General features: G+C 71.5%; 18 protein-coding genes. 15 read left to right on the top strand and 3 right to left on the bottom strand.

Annotated features, from left to right (window positions below):
• The first annotated feature begins 6 nt into the window (after positions 1-6).
• Positions 7-2,133: an ATP-binding protein gene (locus tag DN051_RS03795; protein ID WP_112442028.1), complete on the top strand. Its 2,127-nt coding sequence runs from the start codon at positions 7-9 to the stop codon at positions 2,131-2,133.
• A gap of 61 nt (positions 2,134-2,194) precedes the next feature.
• Here the strand turns inward: DN051_RS03795 and DN051_RS03790 are convergent, their stop codons facing one another.
• The gene (locus DN051_RS03790; RefSeq protein WP_112437974.1) at positions 2,195-2,965 is read right to left on the bottom strand and encodes a GNAT family N-acetyltransferase; all 771 of its coding nucleotides are present in this window, start codon (positions 2,963-2,965) and stop codon (positions 2,195-2,197) included.
• Positions 2,966-3,124: 159 nt separating this feature from the next.
• On the opposite strand from DN051_RS03790, the gene DN051_RS03785 reads away from it, so the two are divergent.
• Both DN051_RS03785 and DN051_RS03775 read left to right on the top strand, forming a co-directional pair.
• Positions 3,125-4,822, top strand: a complete 1,698-nt coding sequence (locus DN051_RS03785) for a DUF885 domain-containing protein (RefSeq protein ID WP_112437973.1) — start codon at positions 3,125-3,127, stop codon at positions 4,820-4,822.
• Positions 4,823-5,066: 244 nt separating this feature from the next.
• Positions 5,067-5,516: an MEKHLA domain-containing protein gene (locus DN051_RS03775; protein ID WP_112437971.1), complete on the top strand. Its 450-nt coding sequence runs from the start codon at positions 5,067-5,069 to the stop codon at positions 5,514-5,516.
• A gap of 160 nt (positions 5,517-5,676) precedes the next feature.
• Here the strand turns inward: DN051_RS03775 and DN051_RS03770 are convergent, their stop codons facing one another.
• Positions 5,677-7,101 (bottom strand): RICIN domain-containing protein, encoded by a 1,425-nt coding sequence (locus tag DN051_RS03770; RefSeq protein ID WP_112437970.1) that lies wholly within the window; start codon positions 7,099-7,101, stop codon positions 5,677-5,679.
• Positions 7,102-7,368: 267 nt separating this feature from the next.
• Here DN051_RS03770 and DN051_RS03765 point away from each other — a divergent pair, with 267 nt between their 5' ends.
• From DN051_RS03765 to DN051_RS03710, 12 genes are all read left to right on the top strand, one after another.
• Positions 7,369-8,913, top strand: coding sequence for a phage tail sheath family protein (locus tag DN051_RS03765; protein WP_053763178.1), 1,545 nt, complete (start codon positions 7,369-7,371; stop codon positions 8,911-8,913).
• Positions 8,914-9,026: 113 nt separating this feature from the next.
• Positions 9,027-9,470 carry a phage tail protein gene (locus DN051_RS03760; protein ID WP_053763179.1) on the top strand — a complete coding sequence of 148 codons (444 nt, stop codon included), beginning with the start codon at positions 9,027-9,029 and terminating at the stop codon, positions 9,468-9,470.
• Positions 9,470-9,934, top strand: coding sequence for a hypothetical protein (locus tag DN051_RS03755; RefSeq protein ID WP_053763180.1), 465 nt, complete (start codon positions 9,470-9,472; stop codon positions 9,932-9,934). The genes DN051_RS03760 and DN051_RS03755 overlap by 1 nt, the downstream gene beginning before the upstream one ends.
• Positions 9,931-10,086 carry a DUF6760 family protein gene (locus DN051_RS47520; RefSeq protein ID WP_324612397.1) on the top strand — a complete coding sequence of 52 codons (156 nt, stop codon included), beginning with the start codon at positions 9,931-9,933 and terminating at the stop codon, positions 10,084-10,086. The genes DN051_RS03755 and DN051_RS47520 overlap by 4 nt, the downstream gene beginning before the upstream one ends.
• A gap of 3,660 nt (positions 10,087-13,746) precedes the next feature.
• Positions 13,747-13,878, top strand: a complete 132-nt coding sequence (locus tag DN051_RS47230) for a hypothetical protein (protein ID WP_281289056.1) — start codon at positions 13,747-13,749, stop codon at positions 13,876-13,878.
• A 51-nt stretch (positions 13,879-13,929) separates the two neighbouring features.
• Entirely contained in the window at positions 13,930-14,367 is a 438-nt protein-coding gene (locus DN051_RS03740; protein WP_112437968.1) for a phage tail protein, read from the top strand.
• The gene (locus DN051_RS03735; RefSeq protein WP_053763183.1) at positions 14,367-15,104 is read left to right on the top strand and encodes a CIS tube protein; all 738 of its coding nucleotides are present in this window, start codon (positions 14,367-14,369) and stop codon (positions 15,102-15,104) included. Before DN051_RS03740 ends, DN051_RS03735 begins: the two co-directional genes overlap by 1 nt.
• A gap of 37 nt (positions 15,105-15,141) precedes the next feature.
• Positions 15,142-16,995 carry a VgrG-related protein gene (locus tag DN051_RS03730; RefSeq protein ID WP_112437967.1) on the top strand — a complete coding sequence of 618 codons (1,854 nt, stop codon included), beginning with the start codon at positions 15,142-15,144 and terminating at the stop codon, positions 16,993-16,995.
• A complete protein-coding gene (locus DN051_RS03725; protein WP_053763185.1) occupies positions 16,995-17,402 on the top strand; it encodes a GPW/gp25 family protein in 408 nt (135 codons plus the stop codon). Before DN051_RS03730 ends, DN051_RS03725 begins: the two co-directional genes overlap by 1 nt.
• Positions 17,403-17,407: 5 nt before the next feature.
• Positions 17,408-19,360, top strand: coding sequence for a putative baseplate assembly protein (locus DN051_RS03720; RefSeq protein WP_053763186.1), 1,953 nt, complete (start codon positions 17,408-17,410; stop codon positions 19,358-19,360).
• Entirely contained in the window at positions 19,357-19,908 is a 552-nt protein-coding gene (locus DN051_RS03715) for a phage tail protein (RefSeq protein ID WP_053763187.1), read from the top strand. Before DN051_RS03720 ends, DN051_RS03715 begins: the two co-directional genes overlap by 4 nt.
• A complete protein-coding gene (locus DN051_RS03710) occupies positions 19,905-21,188 on the top strand; it encodes an NADase-type glycan-binding domain-containing protein (protein ID WP_112437966.1) in 1,284 nt (427 codons plus the stop codon). The genes DN051_RS03715 and DN051_RS03710 overlap by 4 nt, the downstream gene beginning before the upstream one ends.
• Positions 21,189-21,310: 122 nt before the next feature.
• On the opposite strand, the gene DN051_RS03705 is transcribed toward DN051_RS03710, so the two are convergent.
• The gene (locus tag DN051_RS03705; protein WP_053763189.1) at positions 21,311-21,808 is read right to left on the bottom strand and encodes a sigma-70 family RNA polymerase sigma factor; all 498 of its coding nucleotides are present in this window, start codon (positions 21,806-21,808) and stop codon (positions 21,311-21,313) included.
• Positions 21,809-22,377: the final 569 nt, after the last annotated feature.

Genomic DNA, 22,377 nt, shown 5'->3' with positions numbered 1-22,377 from the left:
GCCGTGATGGAAGGCCTGGTGCTGCTCAGAGGAAGGTGCCAGGACCTCGTCCGGGCCCGCAGCGCCGACGATCCGTCGGCGGACGACCCGCTGCGGGGACTGTTCCTGTCTTCCGAGCACATCGGACGGCTGCTTCAGGACGACCGGGCACGGCCCGCGGTCCGGCACGACGACGCCTACGGGCTGTACGGCGACGCCGACGGCCGGCTGGCGGGCCTGGCCGAAGGATTCGGGCTCACGGAGCTGGACATCCACATCCTGCTCACCGCCCTCGCCCCGGATGTGGACCGCGACTTCGAGTCGCTGTACGGATACCTCAACGACGATGTCACGCGCCGATGTTGCACCGTCGCCCTCGCCCTCGATCTCGCGGGGCTGCCGCCGTGGCGGGCGGCGGCGCGGGCCCGGTTCCATCCGGGTGCCCCACTGCGCGCGGGCGGCCTGCTCACCGTGGAGGACGAGGACCGGCCCCTGCCGAGCCGGGCGTTGCGGGTCCCGGAGCGGGTGATCGCCCATCTGCTCGGGGACGACACACTCGACGGCGCACTGCCCGGCTCGGTCCGCCTGCTGCCGGCGGGCGCGCCGGGTGAGATCACCGGCCGGACCGACCCGGGAGCGGGACAGTTCGCGAAGCGGCTCGGGGCACTCCTGGCGGCGGGCCCCGGTGTGGTCCACCTGCGTGAGCAACGCCAGGGCAGCGCTTTCGCCGTCGCCGCCGCCGCAGTCCACGCCGCCGGCCGGCGGGTACTGCGCTGCGCCCCGGGCCAGGAGGACCAGCACGCCGACCGGGTGGCCGCCGCGCTGCTCAGGGAGGCACGACTGCTCGGAGCCGGGATCGTCCTGGGCCCGTTGCCGGCGCGGCCCGAAGCCTGGGTCACGGCGATGGTGGAAGGAGCTGCCGCCGGATGGGCGTCGGGCGACGCATCGCCGTCGGCCGCACGGGCGTCGGACATCGCATCGCCGTCGGTCGCACCGGCCACGGCGAACGGGACGCCGTCGGTCGCACGGGCATCGGACCCGGGTGCCGGCCGCGGAACACCCGTGGTGATCTTCGGAAGCGACTCTTTCGACCCTCGCTGGTCGGCCGTCGGCGAGGTGCTGTGCCTGGACGCGCCGCCGGACAGCGTCGACACCGAGGCGATGTGGGAAGCCCATGTCGGCGACGACGCCGAGGAGTTCGACCTGCCCGCGACCGTGGCGCCGTACCGGCTGAGTCCCGACCAGATCGCCCGTGCGGCCCGGACCGCACGCTCATTGGCCGCCCTGGAGGGCGAGACGCTGGGCGCCGCACATGTGCAGCAGGGTGCCCGCCGGCAATCGGCTCCCACCTTGGACCGGCATGCCCGGCGGGTCAGCCCCGCCGTGGGATGGACGGATCTCGTACTGCCCGACGAACCCCGCGAGCAGTTGGAGGAACTGCTGACCCGGGCGCGGCACCGCGAGCGGGTGCTCGGACAGTGGGGGCTGCGTACCGGAGGCGGGCGCGGGCACGGGGTGGTGGCCCTGTTCGCGGGGGAGTCCGGGACGGGGAAGACCCTGGCGGCGGAGGTCGTCGCCGGGGAGCTGGGGATCGATCTGTACATCGTCGATCTGTCGGCCGTGGTCGACAAGTACGTCGGCGAGACGGAGAAGAACCTCGAGAAGATCTTCGTCGAGGCGGATCGCACCGACGCGGTCCTGCTGTTCGACGAGGCGGACGCCGTCTTCGGCAAGCGCTCGGAGGTCAAGGACTCCCACGACCGCTATGCCAACCTGGAGAGCGCCTACCTGCTCCAGCGGCTGGAGTCCTTCGACGGTATCGCCCTGCTCACCACCAACCTCCGGGCCAACATCGACGAAGCGTTCACACGCCGCCTCGACCTCGTGGTCGACTTCCCGTTCCCCGACCCGGCGCAGCGGCTCGCGCTCTGGCGCCACAGCCTTGCCGGAGTGCCCTGCGCGGACGGTGTGGATCTCGACCGCTGCGCCCGGGAGTTCGAACTCGCGGGCGGTTCGATCCGCAGCGCCGTCATCACGGCGGCCTACAACGCGGTCGGCCGCGGCGCGCAGGTCACCACGACGGACCTGCTCGCCGGGGCGAGGCGTGAGTACCGCAAGGCGGGACGACTCGTCCCGGGCGAGGTCACCTGGTAGCCGCGTACGCAGCAACGCCACGCACCGGGCAGGCGACCCGGCCCGTCGGACGGACGTGGCCCTATGCGGGGGCGGTGAACGTCGTCAGGAGTTCCTCGGTGCGGAAGCCGGCAGTCGTGTAGACGGGTTCGCCCAGGGGGCTGGCGTAGAGGTACGCGGTCGTGGCACCGGCCGCGTATCCCGCACGCACGATCTCCGTCGTGACGGCCAGTCCGTGGCCCCGGCGGCGGTACTCGGGGAGCACGGCGATGTTGAACACGCCCAGCAGGTCACCCGTGACCGCGGCCATCCCGGTCCCCACCGGCACCCCGTCCAGTTCCGCGAGGCAGAAGGTGAAACCCTCCGTACGGGCCAGGGCGGGTTCGGCGAACATCGCGAACGCCTCATGGGGCACACCGAAGCCGTCGGACATGATCCCGGCGTACAGCCCCAGTTCGTCACCGTCCACGGGACGCACCCGCAGGTCACCGCCGGCCCTCGCCGGCTCGCCCGCACCGGGCCGCCTGACCATCAGCGGCGCAGTGGAGACACTCGTCAGCCCATGACCCGCCGCCACCTCGATGACCTGCGGCCCGGGCACACCACGCACCTGAATGCTCCACGCGAGCCCCTGAAGGTACTCACTGCCCGCCAACTTCCCGATGACCTCCGGACTCGGATCCGGGTTCGGGCTGACGACGGCGTTCAGCGAGGCGAGCGGTGACCCCGACACAGCCAGTACGGTGCCGTCCGCGTCTCTGCGGAAGTGGTTGTTCAGAGCGGTCGACAGGGCCTCGCAGACCGCCGTGTACGCGAGGACGACAGGTCTGAGGGGGTCGTTCAGGGGTGTCATGGATCGACTCCGGGAGGTACGCGTGCGCTTTGACAGAGTCCAACCGATCACACCGCGCGGAGCTTCCCATAGAACACCTGCGCCATCCGATCAGGTGCGGGTGCCGACTTCGGGCGGTTCGAGCAGACCGGCGTGACCTGCGGAAATCCGTAGGCGACGATGGCGCACATGCTGAGTTCCGCCGCCGACGAACTGCCCCGTGACGTGGCCGACGACCATGTCGACGGCCTGCTGCGCCTCGATCCGATTCTCGCCACCCATCTCGGCGTGCCCGGCGGTGCCCGGTGCCTGCCGGACCTTTCCCCCGACGGAGCCGAGGCACGGGCGGCGCTCGCCCGTACCACCCTGCGGCAACTGGCCGCGGCCGAGACACGACCCGGCGCGAACACCGACGACGAGCGGCGCTGCGGACGCCTGCTGCGTGAGCGTCTCACCGCGGAACTCGCGATACACGACGCAGGCGAGCACCTCAGAGCGGTGAGCAACCTCAGATCGCCCGTGCACAACATCCGAGAGGTCTTCACGCTCATGCCGGTGGAGACCGCGGAGGATCATGCCGACATGGCTGCCCGCCTGCGCGCGGTTCCCGCCGCCCTGGACGGCTGTCGGGCGTCGCTCGACAAGGGTCTCGCCGCCGGGCTGCCGGCGGGGCCCAGGCAGGTCGACGCGGTGATCACCCAGATCGGCCAGTGGATCGGCGGCGGTGCGCGGTCGAGCTGGTTCCGGGGGCTGGTCGACGGCGGCCCGCAGGAGCTGCGCGCGGAGCTCGACGCCGCCGCGGCGCGGGCCACGTTCGCGTTCGCCACGCTGCGGGACTGGCTCCGCGACACCTACGCTCCCGCCGTCGAAGGTGCGCCGGACATCGTCGGTGACGAGCGCTACGCGCGCTGGGTCCGGTTCTGGAACGGAACGGAGTCCGACCTCGCGGAGGCCTACGCCTACGGCTGGTCGGAGTTCCATCGGCTGCGGGCCGACATGACCGCCGAGGCCGCCCGGATCCTCCCCGGAGCAACTCCGTGGCAGGTGCTCAGGCATCTCGCGGAGCACGGACGTGCCATCCACGGCGTGGAGGAGGTGCGCCGCTGGTTGCAGAAGCTGACGGACGAGGTGACGGCCGATCTCGACGGCACGCACTTCGACCTGGCCGAGCGGATCAAACGGATCGAGGTCAGGATCGCGCCGCCCGGCAGGGCCGCGGCGCCGTACTACACCGCGCCCTCCGAGGACTTCCGCCGGCCCGGGCGGACCTGGCTGCCGACGATGGGCCGCACCCGGTTCCCGGTCTTCGACCTGGTGTCCACCTGGTGCCACGAGGGAGTGCCCGGTCATCACCTCCAGCTCGCCCGGTGGGCGCACGTTGCCGGGCGGCTGTCCCGCTACCAAGCGACGTCGGGCCTGGTGAGCGCGAACACCGAGGGCTGGGCGATGTATGCCGAGCGGTTCATGGACGAGCTGGGCTTCTACGCCGACCCGGAGTGGCGGATGGGTCATCTCGACGGCCAGATGATGCGCGCCAACCGCGTCATCGTGGACATCGGCATGCATCTGCGGCTGAGAATTCCGGCGGACAGCCCGTTCCACCCGGGGGAGCGGTGGACGCCGGAGCTCGCGAAGGCCTTCGTCGGCGCCCATACGGGCCGGACGGCCGACTTCGTGGACAGTGAACTGGTGCGCTATCTGGGCAGGCCCGGTCAAGCCATCGGCTACAAGCTGGGCGAACGGGCCTGGCTGGCCGGCAGAAGCGCCGCCCGCAGCGCGCGAGGCGGCGCCTTCGATCTCAAGGCATGGCACATGGCGGCACTCTCGCTGGGCTCCCTGGGGCTGGACGACCTGGTCGAAGAGATCTCCGCCCTCTAGGGCGTACGGTCGCCCGTCGCCCGTCGCCCGTCGCCCGTCGCCCGTCGCCCGTCGCCCGTCGCCCGTCACCCGTCGCCCTTCGACGGCACCGGGCGCGACAACGTTATCGTTGAAGTTGAAAATACATCTGTCCACCCGCCGAGATGCCCGTGAACGAGAACCCCCCACCCCATGAGGCGCGGGCCGCACGTTTCGCGAGTGCTCGGTGAGAGCTTCGGGAGTTGTTGTGATATCGCCGCCCGACTTGTACGACAGCGAATTCCTTGCACTGCTGGTCGGCAGTTATCGCCGGCTGACGGGAGAGTCGATGATCCCGAAGAGCGTCAGGGCCGACGTCGACATGGCGCACTGGCTCTACCACGAGGCACCCTTCGGCATCCTCGTGCACGACACCTCGCCGGAGCCCCGCTTCGTCTACGCGAACCGAGCCGCCCAGTCGTTCTTCGAGTGCGGACGCGACGACATGGTCGGGATGACGTCCGCCATGTCGGCGCCCGAAGGGAATCGCGAGGCACGTCGGGAGTTCATGGACGGCGTCACGAAACACGGCTACCGAACCGGCTACACGGGGATACGGAGAGCGCTGACCGGACGGCTGTTCTGGATCGAGGACGTGACCGTCTGGAACCTCGTCGACGAAGCCGCCACCGTCCACGGGCAGGCGGCTCTGATTCCTCGTGTGCGCCCGGCCTGACCGGGCCCGTTCCCGCCGCGCCCGTCTCCTCGGCGGGCGCCCGGCGCCGCGCACATGACGACGGCCTCCCGCACCGTGGGTGCGGGAGGCCGTCCGAGGGGCCACCGGGCCCGGGAGAATCCGGGCGCCGGATCCGTGCCGTCCCCGGCGGTGCAGTCGCTCAGGGGGCGACGGGGTCCACGAGCTGCCAGCGCTGGATGGCGGCGAACGCGTCGTCGCACGGCCGGACCTGCACCTGAAGGCTGTTGCCCATGTTGGTGAGACAACCACCCGTCTGGGAGTTGACGATCATCACGATGCCCTCCGACTCGGGCTCCAGACGCCAGCGCTGTAGAGGACTCGCCTGGCCCGCCCGGATGGCGGCTTCACCACCGGCGACGGTCCGCAGCTCGACCGGAGCCTCACCACCGGTCTGATCGAGGACGCTCCCGAGCGTTCCGTTCGGCGCGAGCACCACGGTGCCGTCCGCGTAGGGAATGCTGACCCAGAGCGGGTTCGGGCCCTGCCCCTGTTGCTGCTTGTCGTCCGCGAGGACGACGGCGGTGCCGTCGTCGGTCCGGTCGTCCTGAAGCCCCAGGACCTGGCCGTTCTGGGCGCTGCGGATGGTGGCGATGCCGTCCTGGGCCGGGGCGGATGCCTGGGCCGCCCCCGCCTGTTCTTCCTCGCCGTCCTGCTGCTGTTCCTGCTCGGCGGACTGCTCCGGCGAGGGAGAGGCGGCGGCAGGCGGTGGAGCGGGAACCGGCGGCGGCGTCTGAGGGGGCGGTGGCAGCGCGTTCGCCGGCTGTGCCGGGGGCAGTTGCTGGGCCACCGCGTTCGACACCAAGGGGGGCCGCGGCACGAACCAGAGCACCGTGAAAACGGTGGCACCCGCTGTCAGCAGCCCCAGTGTCACCAGCAGCCACCTCGGGAACAGCGGCAGCCGGATGAACGTGCCCCGCAGTTGGGCGGGCGGGACCGGCACCGCCCGGTCCGGCAGACCGTCCTGCGCCGGCTCGACCGTGAGAGCGAAGGGATACCGCTCGGGCTGCCCGAGGAACTTCACCCCGCCCGGCCGGATCCGCACCCGGGTGAGCCGGGTCCGGCCCTGCGCGATGTCCATCGTCTCGGGAGAGGGCCGGAAGTCCAGCACCTCCTCGTCGTCCTGCCCCGAGATCCCGACCGACAGCGGTGCGTTGCCGACGTTGTCCACCGCCACCCGAAACCGAGCCGACAGCCGGCCGCGCACGGTCACGGGCAGCAGCTCGGCGCGCATGTCCCCGTAGGGGGAGACGTCGAGGACTCCCTCCGCGACGTTCGACAGCTCCGGGTTCTGCTGCGGCTGGACCAGGATGCCGAACGGCACGGCCCCCGCGGCCGTCTCCGGGGCGCGGGGCGGGGAGAAGACCACGGAGGCCGAGCCTTCGTCACCCGGGTAGAGCCGCAGGGTGTCGGGGGCGATCTGCGTCCACTCGGCCGGATCACCGACCACCGACAGCCGGTATTCCTCCACGGTGTCGCCGTCGTTGCGGAGCCGGACTGTTGTGGTTTCGCTCGCCCCGGGATCGACTGCGACGGAGCTTGGTTCGAGGGTGGTGAAGGTGGTCACACGATTACCTTCGAGAAGCGCACCGAGGCCGGCCAGAGGCATCCGGGCAGGGTCCGATGGCCGCACAGGGGGCCGTACGGCCATGGCCCGGACGACCGGCGGCCAGTAGGACTGTGACAGCACCGCCGACCGGCCCGCTCACCCGGCCTCACGGGCCTTCAACCGTTGTCCCAACAGCGTGTCGTACGGCCGTTTCGAAGAGGTCCCGCCCACGTCAGGCTGGTGACAGCTCGATGATGTGAAGCTGTCATACAAGGAGAAGCCGCTATGCCCACGTACCTCTCCCCTGGCGTCTACGTCGAGGAGGTGGCCAGTGGATCGCGCCCCATCGAGGGAGTCGGTACCTCGGTGGCCGCCTTCGTGGGCCTCGCACCGACCGGGCCGTTGAACGAGGCCGTCCTGGTGACCAACTGGTCCCAGTACACATCGACCTTCGGTGCCTTCACCGAGGACTACGCCCTGGCCCACGCGGTGTACGGGTACTTCAACAACGGCGGTACGACGGCGTACGTCGTACGTGTCGGCGGCGGGGCCACCGGCACCGATGAGCGGGCCGCGCTCACCGCTCCGGAGCGGCAGGCGTCCCTCGGCGCTTTCCGCGTGGTGGCCCTGGAGGGGGCGAACCTCGGCGGAGCACCCAGGATCGAGGTGTCGGCCACTTCCGGTGAGGGTCCGGACGACCGGTTCACGCTGACCGTCAGGGACGGCGACAAGGTGCTGGAAACCTTCGACGTCTCCTCGAAGAAGAGCAGCCGGAACTACGTCGTCACCCAGGTCAAGCAGCGTTCCAAGCTGATCACCGTGGAGGAGACGGTCGCCGCCGCGCAGATCACCCGCCCCGACAACGGGACGATCGCGCTCGCGGCCACGCAGTCCACTGTGCCGGTGCCCGCCAAAGAGAGCCTCACCAGCGGCCACTTCCTCGGCGACGCCGCGGACCGGACGGGCTTCGGCGGGCTCGAAGCGCTCGACGCGGTCACCATGGTCGCCGTTCCCGACCTGATGGTCGCCTACGAACGCGGCGCCCTCGACATGGACGCGGTGAAGGCAGTCCAGCTCGGCATGATCGCGCACTGCGAGCTGATGGGCGACCGCATGGCGATCCTGGACCCGCCGCCGGGCATGAACGCCAAGGAGATCCGGGACTGGCGCCAGGACACCGCGGGGTACGACTCCTCGCACGCGGCCCTGTACTACCCCTGGGTCAAGGTCCTCGACCCCTCCAGCGGCCGGCAGCGCCTGGTTCCGCCCAGCGGACACATGGCGGGCATCTGGTCGCGCAACGACTCCGAACGCGGCGTGCACAAGGCACCCGCGAACGAGATCGTCCGAGGAGCCGTCGACCTGGGCCTTCAGATCACCCGCGGTGAGCAGGACCTGCTCAACCCCATTGGCGTCAACTGCATCCGCGCCTTCCCCGGCAGGGGCATCCGGGTGTGGGGAGCGCGCACGGCCGCCTCCGACCCGGCCTGGCGCTACCTGAACGTGCGCAGGTACTTCAACTACCTGGAGGAGTCGATCCTCGCCGGCACCCAGTGGGTCGTCTTCGAGCCCAACGACCAGGCCCTGTGGGCCCGGATCCGGCGCAACGTGTCGGCGTTCCTCGTCAACGAGTGGCGTGCCGGAGCGCTTTTCGGCTCGCGCCCCGAGGAGGCCTTCTACGTCAAGTGCGACGCCGAGACCAACCCGCCGGAGTCGGTCGAGGTCGGCCGTGTGGTGTGCGAGGTCGGCATCGCCCCGGTGAAGCCCGCCGAGTTCGTGGTGTTCCGGCTGGCCCAGTTCTCGGACGGCACGGGCGAACTCAACGAGTAGTGACCCCAGTCGCTGCCGCGCCGACCCCCGGCCGCGGGGTCGGCCCCGGCAGCAGCACTGCCACTGATCATTTCCCCTTGTTCGGTTGATTCCAGAAAGAGAAACGAAAGATCATGTCTCTCCAGCCTGGTGATGCGCTCGCCTCACACAATTTCGGCCTGCAGATCGACGGCGTGATGGTCGAGTACCTCCAGGAGGTCAGCGGCCTCTCCGTCGAGCAGGACGTCATCGAATACCAGCAGGTCTCGGCGGACGGAAAGCCCGTCATCAAGAAGATGCCCGGTGTGCGGAAGGCCGGTGAGTGCACGGTCACCCGAGGGATGACCGAGTCCACCGCGTTCACCGCCTGGATCAACGACTCCATCGCGGGAAACATGGGCGCCGCCCGCAAGAACGCCACCATCATGATGATGGACTACCAGAACAACCCGGTGAAGCGGTACAACATGCGCAACGCCTGGTGCAGCAAGGTGGAGACCAGCGGAGTCAAGGCCGGTGACACGTCCGCGCTGACCGAGCAGGTCACCATCACCTTCGAAGAGCTGGTCATCGAGTGATGAGGCGCACCGCCGCCCGCACCGTGGCCGAGGCGGGCACCAGGGGCCCGGATCCGGAACCGGCCGGCGCCGCCGCTCCGGCCCAGGCGCCGGCACCCCTTCGGACGGAGTTCTCGTTCGAACTCCCCCGTGGGTACGTCGACGAGTCGGGCGCCGTCCACCGGTCGGGAACGATGCGCCTGTCCACGGCACGCGACGAACTGGTCCCGCTCAGGGACGTGCGTGTGCAGGAGAACCCGGCGTATCTCTCGGTCGTCCTGCTGGGCAGGGTCGTCACGCGCCTCGGCACGCTTCCGTCCGTGCACGACGGCATCGTGGAGAACATGTTCGCCTCGGACCTGGCCTTCCTGCAGGACTTCTACCGCCAGATCAACACGGAGGGACACACCCGGGCGGCGGTGTCGTGCCCGCACTGCGCGGAGCCCTTCGAGGTGGATCTGTCCGGGAGCCGCCTGGGGGAATAGCGACGTACGCGACCGACCGTCTGCACGACGAGGTCGCGTACCTCGCCTTCCATCTGCACTGGGGGCTTGAGGAGTTGCTGGACCTGGAGCACGCGGATCGCCGGGTCTATGTGGAGCGGACCGCAGCATTGGTGAGCCGCGCGGAGGGGTGAGTTGACATGAGCGGTTTCCTGGCAGGTGTGTGGGGCCGGGTGTTCGGCACCGTGCCGGGCACCGAGGGCCGCGACAGCGGTTCCGCGGACGCGCGCCCGCAGGCCGGCGGGTCGGCCCCGTCGCGCGCCTCCGGTTCCGCATGGCGGTCCGTCGCGCCGGTCCAGCGCGTGCTGGGCGGCGGGTCCCCGGTCGTGTCGCACAACATCGCCGGGAACCTCGCGACCTACGGCAACCCCGCGTTGACCGGAGGCACACCGGCCCCGGGGCGGAGAATGCCGGTCCTGGACGAGGGCGCGCGCCGGGAGGACTTCGGCGCGGGCCCCGCCCACGACGGCCGCGCCCGACGGGGTACGGGAGCGACGGCACCACCGGCTTCGCGGCCGGGCCTGCGGGCAGTCCACGCGGGATCCGGTTCCGCACCCGATGGCGTATCCGCGAGCCTGCCCCCGGCACACGGTCAGCCGGGGCGGACGGCCCCGCGGCCCCACACACCCGCCGTGACCGCGGCCCCGTCACCGTCCACGCGCTCGGCTGCGCCCGAGGGCGGGTCGGCGGCGCGGGACATGGCGGTGCAGCATGTCGCCGGTGCGTCGGTCGCGGACGCGCGTTCCGCCGAGGGCCGAGCCGAGCCTCGGGACACACCGGTCCAGCGTGCGGCCCGGGCGACACCGGCGCGCGCCGGGCGTGCCCCTTTGCTGTCGGCACCGCCCGTCCCCGCGGTGCGGCGGCTGACCGCCGTCACCGGTCAGGCCGATCACAGCTCACCGCCGGGCGCTGCGGCGCCCACGGTCACGGAGCGCGCGGACGCCGACGCTCCGAGGCTCGGAACGGACGCCGCCCACCCGCCGGTGCCGGGGCCGGGCCCATCCACCACCCACGCGGCTTCCGCAGTCCCCGAACCCGCGGTCGACGCGACCGTGCCGACGGCCCCCGCGACGCGTCCGGGACGCATCGATGCCACCCGGCTCTCCCATGCCCCGGCACCCGCCGTCGTACAGCGGAGCACCACCTCGCACGGCAGGCCCCCGACAGCACCTGTGACCGACACCGCTTCCAGCCCGACCAGCACTCCTGACACAACCGGCGTGCGGCGTGCGGGTCATGGTGGCGCCGAGGCAGGGGAGCCGGCGACACCGGAACGGCGGCCGGTGCGCTCGGACTCCGTCGGGGCCGAATCCCGACCACCGGCGACGGCGGACGCGGTCGCTCCTGACGCCGCCGTGCAGCGCTCGGCACTCAGCGGTGAGTCATCGGGCGCGGACATCGCGCCGGTTCCGCGGCGTCCCGCCACCTCCCCCCGCGGGAGGGTGACATACGACGCCGGCAGCTCTCCGACCGTGACGAGCCGTGGGTCCGGTTCGCCGCGGCCCACCCTCGGCCTCGGCGCACCGCTGGGGCCACGGCAGTCGGGGGAGGGGCCTGAGGCTGCCGCGGTGCAGCGGTCGGGCGCTGGTGAGGGGCAGGGCTCCGCCATTGACGGACCGTCGGTTGTCGGCGGGGTGGGCGGGACGGGTGGCCACGCCCCGGGCAACCGGTTCGGGCTGGGTGCCCCGCTGCGATCGGAGCCCGTGAGTGATGGTGTGACCGCCGAGCAGGCCGGTCGGACCGTCGCCTCAGCTGTCACCTCCAAGGCGTCGACCACGGGCCCGACCGTTCAACGCGCGGTGTCCGCACGGCCCGGCGAGTCGGCCTCCGTCCCTTCGGCGGGCCTGCGGTCAGCCGGGTCCGTGCCGTCGCGGCCGGAAGACGCGACCGCGGCCCGGCCCGCGGACCCGAGTTCGCCACCGGCGGTTCGCCCCCCGCAGACCGCCGGCCTTCCCACTCCTCCGCGTGCCACGTCCCCGATTCCAGTGAGCCGGGCCGCCGCCACTCCGGCGCCGGCCCCTCAAGCCGTGAGCGCCGAGCAGCCGCCGTCAGGGCTGCCCCGGTCGGCCACGGCCCGTGAACCGGTTTCCGGCGCCGACGAGGGACGGGGCGCTCGTCCGGTGCCGGAACCGACGCGTCCGCCGACGGCGGCAGCTACCGGGCCCGCGCTCCGCCGACCGGGCAAGCCCGTGCAGCGTCGGGCGCGTGCCGGTGCGGCGGAGCCGGGAAGCTCGAACGGCGCTCCGCCGTCGCGCCCGGTTGAGCCCACGTTCGGTAACCCTGTCGACACCCGCGTCACATCATCCGGCGGGAATCCGGCCGACACACCTGTGCAGCGCAGCACCACGACGATTCCGACGCCGGGGCCCACGGCGGGGGCACCGGTCGCCGCCGCGCCCCGAGAAGCTGCCGGAGGCCAGGGGCACGGCGGGTCCACGGGTCGGCCCGGACCCATTGCTTCGGGACCCATTGCTTCGGGCGGGCGGGCACAGTCCGGTGCATCGAACGGGCCGGCAATGTCCGGCGCTTCGGACGCTCAGGGACCGTCCGGCGCGTCGGACGCGCCCGCCGCCACGAGCGGAACGGCCCGCCCGGCCCCGGGCGCTCGCACCGGACCGTCGTCCGCGGCACCGGCACCAGCGCCGGCACCGGTACAGCGCGACGGTGGCAAGCCTGCCGTAGCGCCCACCCTGCCGACCCTGCCCACCAAGCCAGCCGTAGCCTCGGCGTCCGCCGCACCCGCCCCGCCGACCGAACCCGCCCAGTCTGTGCCAACCACCAGACCCACCGGACGTCTTGAATCCGCCGTGCCCACCGCACCAGCCGTGCCTTCTGTACGGGGGGCATCCGCCGCGCCCACGGCACCCGTTCCCGTCGCCCCTTCCGCCCCCGTCCAGCGGTCCGCTTCCCACAAGCTGCCGCAGCCGCGTGCGCCGTTCGGTTCCGTCCGGCGGTCCGAGCCGCGGACCATTCGTCCGGCCGCGGCCGCCGCCATGCCGCGGGTGCTCACCACGCCGGTCCAGCGTTCCGCCGGTGGGACGCCTTCGCCGCGGACCTCGCCGGGGCGGCGGCCGGCTGTGGTGCCGGGCACGGTGGAGGGCCGGGGCGCCCGCGCCGCGGGCCGCTCTCAGGACCAGGGTGCGGACCAGGGCGGTGGCTCGGCCGGCGGAGGGCGGGTGCGTCTTCCGGCCGTCCGGCCCGGTGCGGGAAGTGTGGCGCGCAGAGGCGCCGCGGTCCCGCCTCCGCCGCTGGCCGTACAGCCCCTCTTCACCTCGGTACCGCGACCGGCGGCAGCCGGGGGTGGCAGCGGCCCCGAGGCACCGAAGCGCTCCCCGGAGAGTGCCCGGTGGACGGCAGCCGGTCCGCTTCCGTCCGCTCCTGCCGGAGCCGGGGCAGTAGGACCCGTCGCCACGTCCCTGTCGCCGACCGGCGGCGCGTCGGCACCGGTTGCGGGCGCGGTGCCCGGGGACGTTCCCGCGGTGGGGCACTCGTCGTCGACGCGCCCCGCGGCGTCGCCTGTGGCACCGGCCGCGGCGGCGCGATCCGCTTCCACGAGCGTGCAACGGGCCCCCGCAGGCCCGTCAGCCGCGACGCCGATCGCCGCGCCCTCGAGCAGGTCCGCCACCAGCGCGCGCCCGGTCGCCTCGCCCACCGGGCGGAAGCCGGGCGGCACGCCTTCGCCGCCCGCGCCGGAGCAGCCCCGCACCGTACAGCGTCAGGTGTCCGCCCCCTCGGGGCAGCGCGGTCTCCCGGCGCCCGGCCCTTCGGGGCCCGCCCAAGGCTCGGGTCCCGTCGTGCCGCCGGCGCTTTCCCCCGAGTCGCTGGACGCACTCGCCCGTTCCCTCCTGGAGCCCCTTTCCCGCCTCCTGCGTTCCGAGCTGCGCGGCGACCGCGAACGCCTCGGCCGTCTCCGCGACGCACCCTGACCCGTCCCGTACCCCTCCTGACGAACCACCCAAGACGCAAGGACGCATCACATGCCCACCCCGCAAGACCCGGCCTCCACCGTCTTCTTCCGGCTGTCGATCGACGGCCTGGATCTCGGTCTCTTCAACAGCTGTGAGGGCCTTGCTTCCGAGGTGCAGGTGGAGCAGCGAGAAGAGGGCGGCAACAACGGGTTCGTCTGGCAGCTGCCCTCACGGGTCACCCACTCCAACATCCGGCTGACCCGGCCGCTCACGCCCGACACCGGGAAGGCCGCGGCCTGGATCTCGTCCATCGCCACCGGCATCGCCCGGCCGACGGGTCAGATCGCCGCTCTGCGGGCGGACGGCTCTGTGGTCGCCCAGTGGGGGCTGGTCGAGGTGCTGCCGGTCCGCTGGCAGGGGCCCGACCTGGATCCGGCGAACCCCGCGGTCGCGACCGAGACTCTGGAAATCGCCCACCACGGCTTCACCGACGCGCAGGGGGCCTGATGTCACCCGCCATGGGAGGCGCCAACAAGAGTCTCGTGCGGGCCCGGCTCGCCATCCACCATCCGCCGAGCGGATCCAGCCGGACCATGGGCGGGCGGATCGGCGAGGTGGAGTTCCAGTTCAACCCGCACCAGATGGAACTCTCACGCTCGGCGTCCTGGCACGCCCAGCGCGCCGTCGGTTTCGACCGCGGCGCGCAGCAGGAGTTCTCCGGAGCCGAGCCCGCCTCACTGTCCGTGGAGGTCTTCCTCGACGCCTCCGCCACCCCCGGCAGCCCTCGTGTCCGCCGGCAGGTGGAGAAGCTGCTCTCCTGCTGCGAGGTGGATCCGCAGTCGCTGCCGACCAACCGGCCGTCGCCGCCGTGGGTCCGCTTCTCGTGGGGCGGATTCAGTACGGTCCAGTTCACCGCGTACGTCGAGAGTGTCAACACCACGTACTCCCTGTTCAGCCCGACCGGCGAGCCTCTGCGGGCGACCTGCCGGCTGTCCCTGAGGGAGATCCCGACACCGACGAAGGGGCAGAACCCGACCTCCGGCACTCTGCGGACCCAGCGGGTCCATCGCGTGGTCGCCGGTGATTCCCTGCCCTCCCTGGCCTGGCGCGAGTACGGCGCTGCCACCCGGTGGCGCGCCATCGCCGAGGCCAACGACATCGACGACCCCATGCGGCTGCGTCCGGGCACGGAGTTGCTGCTGCCGATGGCCGACGACATACGGCGAGGCGGTTCGCCGGCATGACGACCGTACGCGCAGGCTCAGATGTGAAGGCCCGAGGATGAAGCCCTATACGACCGTTCTGCAGGTGAAGATCGGCGGTTCTCCGCTGCCCGACCAGGTGGCCGGGCGGCTCGTCTCCGCGTGGATCGACACCAGTGTGAACGTACCGGCGGCCTTCCGGCTCGTCTTCAGCGACCCCGCACGCGATCTGCTGGGCCAGCTGCCGTCCCTCGCCGTCGGCGCGAAGGCGGAACTCGTCCCGTACACGGACGGAACCATGGGACGCCCCTTGCTCACGGGGGAGGTCACCGCGCTGGAGGCTGATGCCGACGGCCTGGGCAAGTCGCTGATCGTCCGCGGCTACGACCCCGGCCACCGTCTGCTCCGCAACCGCCGTGTCGCCGGGTACCCGAACATGACGGCCGCCGACATCGTCCGGCGCCTCGCCGGCCAGAACGGCCTGAAGATCGGGACGGTCGACGCGACGCAGGCGGTCTACGAACTGGCGACGCAGCCCAACGTCACCGACTGGGAGTTCCTGACCCGACTGGCTCGTGAGAACAACGTCCACCTGTACTTCGACGAGGAGGGAAAGCTCCACTTCACGGCCCTGCGCACCGCCTCGGGAGCGCCGTCGGACACCACTGGGGCCCTGCAGAGCCCGTACGTCCTGGAGTTCGGTGTCAACGCCACGAACAGCCGGGTGGCCGTCACGGCGGCGGGGCAGGTGTCCTCGGTCTCGGTGCGCGGATGGGACGTGCAGACGAAGCGACCGCTGTCCGCCGACGCCCCCTCGACGACCAGCAAGGACATTCTCGCGGACACCACACCGGGTGAACTCGGGCGTCCGTTCGGGTCGGCCTCGCTCACCGGCACCGCCGTCCCGTACACCACCCAGGCGCAGGTGCGGCAGGCCGCACAGGCGCTGGCGGACGACGTCACCGGGTCCTTCGCGGAGCTGGAGGTGGCCATCGACGGCAACCCCGAACTCCGCCCGGGGGTTCCGGTGGCGCTCAACGGCGCGGGATCGCCGTTCGAGGGGAAGTACACGGTCACGGGAGTGCGGCATGTCTTCATGTCGGGCGAGAAGTACACGACGTGGGTGCAGGTGAGCGGCCGTCAGTTCCGCTCCCTGTACGGTCTGGCCGCGGGTCAGCAGGAGGCGCCGGCGATGCCGGGTGTCGTGATCGCCGTGGTGAGCAACATCAAGGATCCGCTGGGCATGGGCCGGGTCAAACTGCGTTTTCCCTGGCTGTCGGACACGTACGAGAGCGACTGGTGCCGTGTCGCGCAGTTCGGTGGTGTGCGCGGGGGCGGTCTGATCCTGCCGGAGGTCAACGACGAGGTGCTGGCCGCGTTCGACCGGGGCTCCCTCGAACATCCCTATGTGCTGGCCGGTCTCTACAACGGCGTCGACAAGCTTCCCCGTATCCAGGAAGGCAGCCCGGCCGTCGACGCGACGAGCGGTTCCGTCAACTGGCGGAAGCTGGCCTCCCGGAGCGGGCAGGCCGTCGAACTGCTCGACGACGCACGCCGGGCAAAAGGCGTGCGACTGCGGACCGGTGACGGCTCGCTGACCGTGCACCTGGACCAGAACAAGACGAGCGTCACCGTCCGCAGCGACGGCAGTGTCACCATCCAGGGTGCCCGGGGGGTCGACATCAAGGCGGGTGGAGACCTCAACCTGACGGCCGGACGGGCCGTGAACATCTCCGCCGGAGCGGCGCTCAACCTCAAGGCCGCGGGCAAGGTCGGTCTGGCCGCCGGCGGCGCGGTCTCCCTCGACGCGGTGGGCATCGCCAGCATCAAGGCGGCCGGCGCCATCTCGCTGACCTCGGCGGCGAACGCCAACGTCACCGCCGCGACGGTGACCCTGACCGGTCTGACACTGCGCAACGGGGTGCCGTTCTGATGGCCGAACAGTTCGTGGGGGCCGGCTGGGCGTTCCCGCTGCACACCGACGCCACCGGCGCCATCGCCCTGGTGCGTCGCGAACGGGAGATCGAGGAGGCCATACGTCTGATCCTGGCCACCGCACCCGGTGAACGTCCGATGCGCCCCGAGTTCGGCTGCGCCGTGCACGACCTGGTGTTCGCACCGGTCAACGAGGCGACCGCGGGCCGCATCAGTTACGAGGTGCGCACCAGCCTGGAGCGCTGGGAACCCCGTATCGAGGTGACCGAGGTCGCCGTGACGGCGTCCGCCGCCGACGCGTCCGTCCTGTTCATCGATGTCAGGTACGCGATCCGTGGGACCAGCAACCCTCGCAGCCTGGTCTTCCCCTTTTATGTGATTCCGTCCAGTGAAGGCGACGTGTAAGCCCGATGCCACTGCCCAGTCCGCATCTCGACGACCGGCACTTCCAGCAGTTCGTCGACGACGCCAAGCGCTACATCCAGCAGCGTGCCCCGGAGTGGACCGACCACAACGTCTCCGATCCCGGCATCACGCTCGTCGAGGCCGTGGCGTACATGACCGACCAGCTCATGTACCGGCTGAACCGCGTACCGGACAAGAACCACCTCGCGTTCCTCGATCTGCTGGGGGTGACGCTCTTTCCGCCGTCGGCGGCTCGGGCCGATGTCACCTTCTGGCTGTCGGCCGCCCAGCCGGAGCCGGTGCTGATGCCCGCCGGCACCGAGGTCGCCACCATGCGCACCGAGACGCAGGAGGCGATCGTGTTCACCACGGAACGCGACCTGCGGGTCCCGTCGTGCTCGCTGGAACGAGTGCTGCGCCAGGAGCACAAGGGAAGTCCGCAGGACCGCACCGGCGCGGTGCTCGGCAACACCAACGTGCCTGCCTTCTCGAAGAAGCCGCAGCCCGGGGACGTGCTGCTGTTCGGACTGTCCGCCGCCGTGCCCGGCTGTGCGGTGGTGCTCACCTTGGACAGCCAGGTCGACGGTGTGGGTGTGGACCCACGTCAGCCGCCGCTCGCCTGGGAGGCGCGCACGGCCACCGGATGGGAGCTGTGCGAAGTCGACGAGGACACCACCGGCGGCCTCAACCGGGCCGGTGAGGTCGTCCTGCACGTGCCCGCGGGGCACACGCTGTCCCAACTCGGCCAGCACGAGGCGGGTTGGCTTCGGTGCCGGGTCCTGGAGCCCGAGCGGGACCAGCCCTTCTACTCCGCGACCCCCACCGTGCGAGCGGCTTCCGCCTACACCATCGGCGGCACGGTCCGCGCGGTGCACGCGGTCGAGGTACGTGACGAGATGCTCGGTGAGTCCTCGGGAGCCCCCGGCCAGCGGATGCAGCTCGGCCAGGCGCCGATCATCGCCGACGACCCGCTGGTCGAGATCGATGTGACCGAGGGGGACGGGTGGCGCGGATGGCAGGTCGTGTCCGACTTCGCTGCCTCCGGGCCGTCGGACCGGCATCTGACGGTGGACGCGACGACCGGCGAGATCTCTTTCGGGCCGTGCGTGCGGCAGCCGGACGGGAGCATGCGGCAGTACGGTGCCGTGCCCGCGAAGGGCGCGGCGGTCCGGGCCGTGCGCTACCGGACGGGGGGCGGGCGGCACGGCAATGTCTCGCGCGCCCAGTTGCAGGTGCTGCGCAGTTCGATCCCGTACATCGCCAGGGTGGAGAACCGGGAGGCCGCCGGCGGCGGTGTCGACGGGGAGAGCGTGGCGGAGGCCAAGGTCCGGGCGCCGATCGCGCTGCGGGCACAGGAACGGGCCGTCACGGCGCGGGACTACGAGGAGCTCGCGCGGCAGGCCGCGCCCGAGACCGCCCGGATTCTCTGCGTGGCGGCCGACCCCGAGACGGACGGCGTGGGTGCGGTCCGGGTACTCGTGGTGCCGAACGCGGTGCCGGACGCCGGGGGCAGGCTGCGCTTCGAGCAACTCGTACCCACCGACGATCTGCTGGAGCGCGTGACCCGGCATCTGGACGAGCGGCGGCCCCTGGGAACGCGGCTGGCGGTCGGACCGCCGTACTACCAGGGGGTGTCCGTGACGGCGACGCTGCACGCGTACCGGAGCGTGTCGGCGCAGGAGGTGCGGGCGGCGGCGCTCGACTCCCTGTACGCCTATCTGGATCCGCTGACGGGTGGGGCGGAGGGCCGTGGCTGGCCGTTCGGCCGCTCCCTCCGGTCGGGCGAGGTCTTCGCCGCGCTGCAACGGGTCCCCGGGGTGGAGCTGGTCGACGACGTCGAACTGTGCCCCGCCGATCCGCTGACAGGACGCCGCGGTGAGCGGACGGACCGTATCGACCTGACGGACTCGGCGCTGCTGTTCTCCTACGACCATCGCATCCGTGTGATAGGGGCATGATGAGCACCTTCCATCCGGCCTCTCCTCATCCGCTGCGCGACCAGCTTCCCGGTGTCTACGCGGAGGACACGTTCGCCGGGGTGTTCGCCGACGGGCTGGACACGATGCAGGGTCCCGTGCTCACCGTCCTGGACTGCCTGGACGCGTATTTCCGGGCCGGACTCGCACCCGTCGACTTCCTCGACTGGATCGGTGAGTGGGTCGGCGCCGAACTGCAGGGCCTGACCTCGGAGCCGGTCCGCCGCGAGGCGGTCGGAGCGGCGATGGTGATGCACCGTCGCCGAGGAACGGCCCAAGGGCTCGCCGCCGCCGTCCGGCTGGCCTTCGGCGTCACGCCGGAGATCACGGAGAGCGGCGGGGCCACGTGGTCGCCCCGTCCCCGGGGTGCTTTTCCCGGCGAGCCGGTGCCCTTCCTGCGGGTGGTGGTGCGGGTTCCCGACCCCGCGGCGTTCGACGTACGCCGCCTGGAGTCCCTGGTCGGCGCGGCCCGTCCGGTCCATGTGCCGTTCACCGTTGAGGTATTGAAGGAAAGGTCTGACAACCGATGAGCGAGAAGGCGACGGCCGACGGCCTTTGCCCGGTGTGCGGGACGCGCGGCCCCGGGGGCGGGGAGTCGTTCTGCGAAGTGTGCGGCACGTTGATCGACTGGGACACGGCGCCGAGCCCGGAGGCCGCTTCCGAGCCGTCCCGGGCTGCCGAGGAGGAGGCTGCGGACCGCGGGCGTACATCGGCGGCGGCCGGCCCGCGGCCCGGGGCGTCGGAGACGGTCTCCCGTGCCGACGGAGAGGAGGAGCCCGTCGCATCCGGCCCGAAGCCGCCGACGGCGCCCGAGAGCGCCGCGGCATCCGAGGAGAGCGCGGCCGAGCGACGGTCGGGTGAAGGGCCTCCCGCCGGGGGGCCGACACCGGCGCCGGAGGCGGGCGACGGGGGAGCCGGCGGCACCGCCTCGCCCGCTGCCGGCCGGGCCGCCTCGTCGCAGCGCGACCAGGACGACGCGGGCGACGCGGCGGACGCCGGCCGGCAGCGGGCCAGGGCGCTCCTGGTGCCGGTGCCCGATGCCGAGTCCGCGGAGGAGGGAGTGGGGGCCGTACTGCCGGGTCGGCCCGTACCGGCGCGACCCGAAGTGCGGGCCGCGCGGGCCGACGACGAGAGCGGCATCGTCTGTCCGCGGTGCGGTGTGGACAACCGGCCGGATCGGCTGTTCTGCCGCAACGACGGCACGCCGCTGTCCGGGGTGCTCCGCGCCGAAGCGCCGTCCTCGGGTCAGCGTCCGGCGGGCTGGCGTCCCCGCATCCCGTGGAAGCGGGTGCTGGTCATCGCCGGTGCCCTCTGTGTTCTGGTCGGCGCCGCGTTCCTCACCCCCGTCGTGATCCGGGAGGTCAACGAGCACTTCAGTGACCCGGCCCCGCTGCCGCCGACGGCTGTGAGCGCCTCGAACGCCGATGCAGCGCACCCCGCTCAGGCGGCCTTCGACGGAGTCAGCAACAGTTGGTGGGGGACCGGATACTCCGGCGATTCCTCCGGTCAGTACCTCCAGGCGAACTACGGCAAGCCGGTCGCGCTGGAGAAGGTGATCATCACGCCGGGTGCCTCGGAGCGGGTCGAGGACCGCTCCCAGGCCCGGCCGGAGCAGGTCGAGGTGCTCATCACCGACTCCCGAGGGCGCAGCACCGTCAGGAACTACACCCTCGCCGACGGCGGTGTGCAGGTCGTCGAGGCGGAGATGGACGACGTCGTCCAGGTCGCCATGATCGTTCGCAGTGCCTACGGCTCGGCCGACGACAAGCAGGTCGCGATCGCGGAAGTGGAGATGTTCGGTCGCTCGTGAGGCACCCGCGAGATCCGTTCTCGTGACGCATCCGCCCTTCGGCGTTGATGAGGCGTCCGCCCGGCGCGCGTCGGCTTCGGCCGACGCGCGCCCGGGCCGTTCCGGCCCCCTGCGTCCGGCGTTCAGAGCGTGAATTCACCGGAGGTCCTGCGCAGACTCTCCAGCGCGTAGTGCTGCCGGGATTTCACCGTACCCTCCGGTACTCCCAGCGCACGTGCGGTTTCCTGAACGGACCTGCCGTAGAGATATCGGTGCAACAGTACGGCACGGTGTTCCTCGGAAACATTCCGCAGGAGACGCGTGACTTCCATCCGGTAATGCACTGTGTCCGCATGATCGTCCTGCGTGAGTTCCAAGCCGTCCGTGCCCGCGAACTCATGATGCGTCACCGGCATACGGATCCTGTCGATCAGCAGATTACGGGCCACGACCCGGAGCCAGCCGTGCACCGACCCCGACATACGCAGCCGGTCGGCGTGCAGCCACGCCCGCAGGAAGGTCTCCTGCACGATGTCCTCGGCCGCGTGACGGTCGTTCACGACACGTTCGACATAGGCGTGAAGCCACTTCTCGTGGCTCGATATCAGTTTCTCGAATGCCGATGGCTGGGACGCGTTCATGTGAATAGCGGTTCTCGTCCGTTGTCGGAGGTGGTGGATCGGCCGCGGCCCGGACTCAAGGGCGGCGATGTGCGCTGGAGGGTCCGACTTCAGACGGACGGAATCGGGCGGCGCTGCGGCTCGAGAACAACCCTAATCGCTGATGCGAGGGGAAAAGGCTCATCAATCCCATGACGGCGCCGCTCTTCGATCCGCATGGCGTTCTCATTCCATGGGCGGGTCGCAGGAGTTCAAGAACCAGTCCCCTGTGCGGGGCGATGTCTCGCCGATCCAGGCAATCAGGCAATATGGCGCCTCCGTTCTATGCCGTGGCCGTGACTTCGGCGATAGTGCAATCAAGCAGCCTCGGCTCGGCGGCCGACGCGGTCGCGTCCGCCGTGAGGTGCCGAGCAGTCGCACAGCAGCACAGCAAGGTGGTTTCCGTGGGCATGACGGCAGACGTCGCACCGGCGTACCACCGTGAGACCGGTTGTCCACGGCCGAACCGGCTCTGGAAGCGGACCCCCGACGCATAGATGTTGCATCAGAACCTTCTTCGACCGGCCGACCCGTCGCCCGCCTCCTCGCAT

Origin of the sequence: Streptomyces cadmiisoli (assembly GCF_003261055.1) — a bacterium.
GTDB lineage: Bacteria > Actinomycetota > Actinomycetes > Streptomycetales > Streptomycetaceae > Streptomyces > Streptomyces cadmiisoli.
This window is presented reverse-complemented; position numbering and strand designations above follow the sequence as displayed.

Bases quoted from the DNA above. Each gene is read 5' to 3' on its own strand.
- DN051_RS03795 (WP_112442028.1), top strand. From the start codon at position 7: ATGGAAGGCCTGGTGCTGCTCAGAGGAAGGTGCCAGGACCTCGTCCGG.
- DN051_RS03790 (WP_112437974.1), bottom strand. From the start codon at position 2,965: ATGACACCCCTGAACGACCCCCTCAGACCTGTCGTCCTCGCGTACACG.
- DN051_RS03785 (WP_112437973.1), top strand. From the start codon at position 3,125: ATGGCGCACATGCTGAGTTCCGCCGCCGACGAACTGCCCCGTGACGTG.
- DN051_RS03765 (WP_053763178.1), top strand. From the start codon at position 7,369: ATGCCCACGTACCTCTCCCCTGGCGTCTACGTCGAGGAGGTGGCCAGT.
- DN051_RS03760 (WP_053763179.1), top strand. From the start codon at position 9,027: ATGTCTCTCCAGCCTGGTGATGCGCTCGCCTCACACAATTTCGGCCTG.
- DN051_RS03755 (WP_053763180.1), top strand. From the start codon at position 9,470: ATGAGGCGCACCGCCGCCCGCACCGTGGCCGAGGCGGGCACCAGGGGC.
- DN051_RS03740 (WP_112437968.1), top strand. From the start codon at position 13,930: ATGCCCACCCCGCAAGACCCGGCCTCCACCGTCTTCTTCCGGCTGTCG.
- DN051_RS03735 (WP_053763183.1), top strand. From the start codon at position 14,367: ATGTCACCCGCCATGGGAGGCGCCAACAAGAGTCTCGTGCGGGCCCGG.
- DN051_RS03730 (WP_112437967.1), top strand. From the start codon at position 15,142: ATGAAGCCCTATACGACCGTTCTGCAGGTGAAGATCGGCGGTTCTCCG.
- DN051_RS03725 (WP_053763185.1), top strand. From the start codon at position 16,995: ATGGCCGAACAGTTCGTGGGGGCCGGCTGGGCGTTCCCGCTGCACACC.
- DN051_RS03720 (WP_053763186.1), top strand. From the start codon at position 17,408: ATGCCACTGCCCAGTCCGCATCTCGACGACCGGCACTTCCAGCAGTTC.
- DN051_RS03715 (WP_053763187.1), top strand. From the start codon at position 19,357: ATGATGAGCACCTTCCATCCGGCCTCTCCTCATCCGCTGCGCGACCAG.
- DN051_RS03710 (WP_112437966.1), top strand. From the start codon at position 19,905: ATGAGCGAGAAGGCGACGGCCGACGGCCTTTGCCCGGTGTGCGGGACG.
- DN051_RS03705 (WP_053763189.1), bottom strand. From the start codon at position 21,808: ATGAACGCGTCCCAGCCATCGGCATTCGAGAAACTGATATCGAGCCAC.